General features: G+C 65.1%; 4 protein-coding genes. 1 reads left to right on the forward strand and 3 read right to left on the reverse strand.

Annotation, left to right across the window (positions count from 1 at the left end; genetic code table 11):
* From EOA75_RS30510 to EOA75_RS30520, 3 genes are all read right to left on the reverse strand, one after another.
* Positions 1 to 303, reverse strand: a 303-nt coding sequence (locus EOA75_RS30510) for a 2-dehydro-3-deoxygalactonokinase (RefSeq protein ID WP_206517070.1), incomplete at its 3' end; no start/stop codon positions are given.
* On the reverse strand, positions 300 to 1,067 hold the full coding sequence (locus EOA75_RS30515) for an SDR family oxidoreductase (protein WP_127239415.1): 768 nt from the start codon (positions 1,065 to 1,067) through the stop codon (positions 300 to 302). The genes EOA75_RS30510 and EOA75_RS30515, both read right to left, overlap by 4 nt.
* Before the next feature lie 153 nt (positions 1,068 to 1,220).
* Entirely contained in the window at positions 1,221 to 2,570 is a 1,350-nt protein-coding gene (locus EOA75_RS30520; protein WP_127325892.1) for an EAL domain-containing protein, read from the reverse strand.
* Between the two features lie 254 nt (positions 2,571 to 2,824).
* Here EOA75_RS30520 and EOA75_RS30525 point away from each other — a divergent pair.
* Positions 2,825 to 3,627 (forward strand): glycosyltransferase (locus EOA75_RS30525; RefSeq protein WP_127325891.1); only part of this gene is annotated, 803 nt, incomplete at its 3' end.

Here is a 3,627-nt window from a genome sequence, read left to right on the forward strand (position 1 = left end):
GCCTTCGATGCGGGCGGCGCCTGCCAAGATGGCGCCGATCGGGGCAGGCACGGTGACGTATGGCGCCTCGATCCAGCCCTGGCGGGAACCCGCCATGCCGCAGATGATGACCGGCAGGGACTCCGGCGCGCCCATGGCGGCGAGATGGCCCTCCAGCACCGTCGCAAAACCCTTTTCGCGCGCCGTGATCAGACCGTCGTCGCCGCGCCGCTCGGCGAGCAGCTGACCCGCGCCGTCGAGCAGCCAGGCCCTGAGCCTGGTCGTGCCCCAGTCGAGGGCGGCGACCGCAGGCGCGCCGCTCACAGCACGCCTCCGTCGACGATCAGCATTTGCGCGGTCAGCATGCGCGAGGCGTCCGACGCCAGGAACAGCACCGTGCCCACAATGTCGTCGGGCCGCATGGGCTCCTTGATGCATTGCTTGGCGACATGGGCGGCAAGCGCCTCCTCGGTAACCCAAAGCTCGCGCTGACGTTCGGTGATCACCCAGCCAGGCGCAACCGCGTTGACGCGGATGCCGTCGGCGCCGAGCTTGCCGGCAAGGCCTTTGGTGAGACCGAGGATACCGGCCTTGGCGGCGGTGTAAGCCGGCAGATCGGGATGGTTGATGAGGTAGGACGTGGAGCTGAAATTGATGATCGAGCCGCCGCCGGCGCGCTTCATGCCCGGCGCCACCGCCTGGGCGGTGAAGAAATGCGGCCGCAGGTTGATGGCTAGGTTGTTGTCCCAGAACTCGATGGTGACATCCTTCACCTCATGGCGATCGTCGAGCGCGGCATTGTTGACCAGCGCAATGACATCGCCATGCGCTTTTGCCGCCTTCGCTACCGCGGCGCGCAGCGCCTCGACGTCGCGCAGATCAGTCTTGAGATAGAGCGGACGCCGGCCAAGCTCCCTTTCCAGACGGTCGGCCAGCGCCGTGCTGGGCTTGTCGGCGATGTCGATGAAGGCGACCTTGGCGCCTTGCCGCATGAAGCCCTCGGTCAGCGCCGCGCCGATGCCGGAACCGCCGCCGGTGATCAACACCGAGGCGCCGTCGAGGTCGGCGAAACGCGCCGATGGCATCATGATTTCTGTCTCCCTTTGGCCGGCGCGCATCCTAGCCATGCCGGCCCCGGGAGCAAGGGTGAAAAGGCGATTTCGGCGGCAATATGTCTGACAAAATAGCAGCCGCGCTTCCGTGAGGCGCAGACGGGTCGGCTTGGATCGCAGGTTGGTCGATCAGATCGCCTTGGCGCGCAGCGCGCCGCGATAGGAATCGCGCAGATAGCCAAGCGTGGCGTCGGCATCGACGGGCTTGCCGAACAGATACCCCTGGCCACCCGCGCAGCCGAACTGGACGAGGCGGTCGGCCTGCGCTTCCTCCTCTATGCCTTCGGCCACAACGTCCATGCCGAGTCCTTCGCACATGGCGAGAATGGCACGGATGATGTGTTCCGAGGGGCGGTCTTCGAGGATCGAGGAAACGAAGGCGCGATCGATCTTCAGCTTGTCGAAATGGAATTCGCGCAGGCGCCCGAGCGACGACTGGCCGGTGCCGAAATCGTCGAGCGAGACGCGGATGCCGACGCGGCGCAGATCCTCGACGATCTTCTCGGCCGAAGCCGGGTCGGTCATCAGGCCGGTTTCGGTGATCTCGATCTCCAGCCGGCGCGGATCGAATCCGGTGCGGTCGAGGATCGCCAGGATATGCAGGCCGGTGTTCTGGTCGACAAGCTGCGACGGCGACAGGTTGAAGGACAGGAACAGGTCCTTCGGCCAGTTGCGCGCCGCCTCGGTCGCCTTGCGCAGCACCAGCTGCGACAGCGGGCCGATGATGCCGCGCTCCTCGGCAATGGGAATGAACACGCTCGGCGGCACCATGCCGAGATCGCGATCGGTCCAGCGAGCCAGCATCTCGAAGCCGATGGTGCGGCGACTGGTGAGGTCGACGATCGGCTGGAAATGCGGCTCGACCTCGCCGGCCGAGACGGCGCGGCGCAGCGCCTGCTCGATGCGGGTGACGCGCTTGGCGGCCTCCTCCATCTCGCGTGTGTAGACGACGACGCGGCCGCGGCCCGAGCGCTTGGCGTGGTAGAGCGCGGTCTCGGCCTTGTTGATCAGGATCTCTGTGGTCTCGTCGCCGGAATAAAACAGCGAGCAGCCGACCGAAGCCGACAATCTGGCGGTGCGCTCGCCGACATCATAGGGTGCCGACAGGATCTCGATCAGCATGCGCGACTTCTCGGCCGCCTGCTCCTCGCTGAACACCATCGGGTAGAGGAAGGCGAACTCGTCGGCGCCGATGCGACAGACGGTGGAATAGCCATCCATCGAGGCACGCAAGCGCATAGCCACCTGGATCAGGATGTCGTCGCCGGCCTTTTGGCCGAACAGGTCGTTGATCGGCTTGAAGCCGTCGAGGTCGAGGATGCCGACGGTGAATGGCGCGGGATCGTCGGCGCGATCGCTGATCAGGCGATCGACCTTGTCGTAAAAGCGACGATGGTTGCCAAGTCCGGTCAGCGGATCGGTGAAGGCCAGATCCGCGTTTTCCCTGCCTGGCTGCCCGGTGCCAAACGTCGTTTGCATCATGTCCCTGTTCTGACGGGGGAATTTGTAACCAGACTGGCAGCAAAGCGTTTAGGAAAGGTATCGGAAAATCGATTTTCTGAAGATCGCGAAAATGGGCCTTGGCGCCATGCCTGGCGGTCCAGGGTCTTTGGCGATGGAGGCTTAAACCGGGCATTAACAGCTTCAATAAATAGTATAGCGGCCCGGAGACGCCGGCATTGGGACCGGCATTGGCGCGGCTGGTCGGCTGGGCCCGGGCACCGGAGATAGGCATGCCGCACGAGGTCCGCAACGAGCCGGCGATCGCCGTGCTCCTGCCCTGCTACAATGAGGAGCTGACGATCGGTGAGGTCGTCCGGCGCTTCCGCGAGACGCTGTCCTCCGCGACGGTCTATGTCTACGACAACAATTCGAAGGACCTGACCGCGCTCAGGGCCCGCGCGGCCGGCGCGGTCGTCGTGCGCGAACCGCGCCAGGGCAAGGGCAATGTCGTGCGCCGCATGTTCGCCGACATCGACGCCGACATCTATGTGATGGCGGACGGCGACGGCACCTACGCGCCGGAAGATGCGCCGCAGCTGATCAACACACTCTTGACCGAGCGCTCGGACATGGTGGTGGGCACCCGGCGGGGCGTCACCGACGACGCCGGCCGCTCCGGCCACGCCTTCGGCAACCGCATCTTCAACCGGCTCTACAAGGGCCTGTTCGGCGCCGATTTCACCGATATCTTTTCCGGCTACCGGGTCTTTTCGCGGCGCTTCGTCAAGAGCTTCCCGGCGGTTTCCGGCGGCTTCGAGATCGAGACCGAGATGTCGGTCCATGCCTCGCAGCTCAAGCTGCCGGTGAACGAGATGGCGCTCGACTACGGCCGCCGCCCGGAAGGCTCATCGTCGAAGCTGTCGACTTTCCGCGACGGCGCCAGGATCCTGTGGATGTTCGCCATGTTGGTGAAGGAGACGCAGCCGCTGCGTTTCTTCGGCACGTTTGCCCTGTTCTTCCTGGCGGCCAGCATCGGGCTGATGATCCCGGTGCTGATCGAGTTCGCCGAGACAGGACTTGTTCCGCGCATGCC

This window comes from Mesorhizobium sp. M1A.F.Ca.IN.022.07.1.1, from assembly GCF_003997575.1.
In the GTDB taxonomy this organism is placed as follows: Bacteria; Pseudomonadota; Alphaproteobacteria; order Rhizobiales; family Rhizobiaceae; genus Mesorhizobium.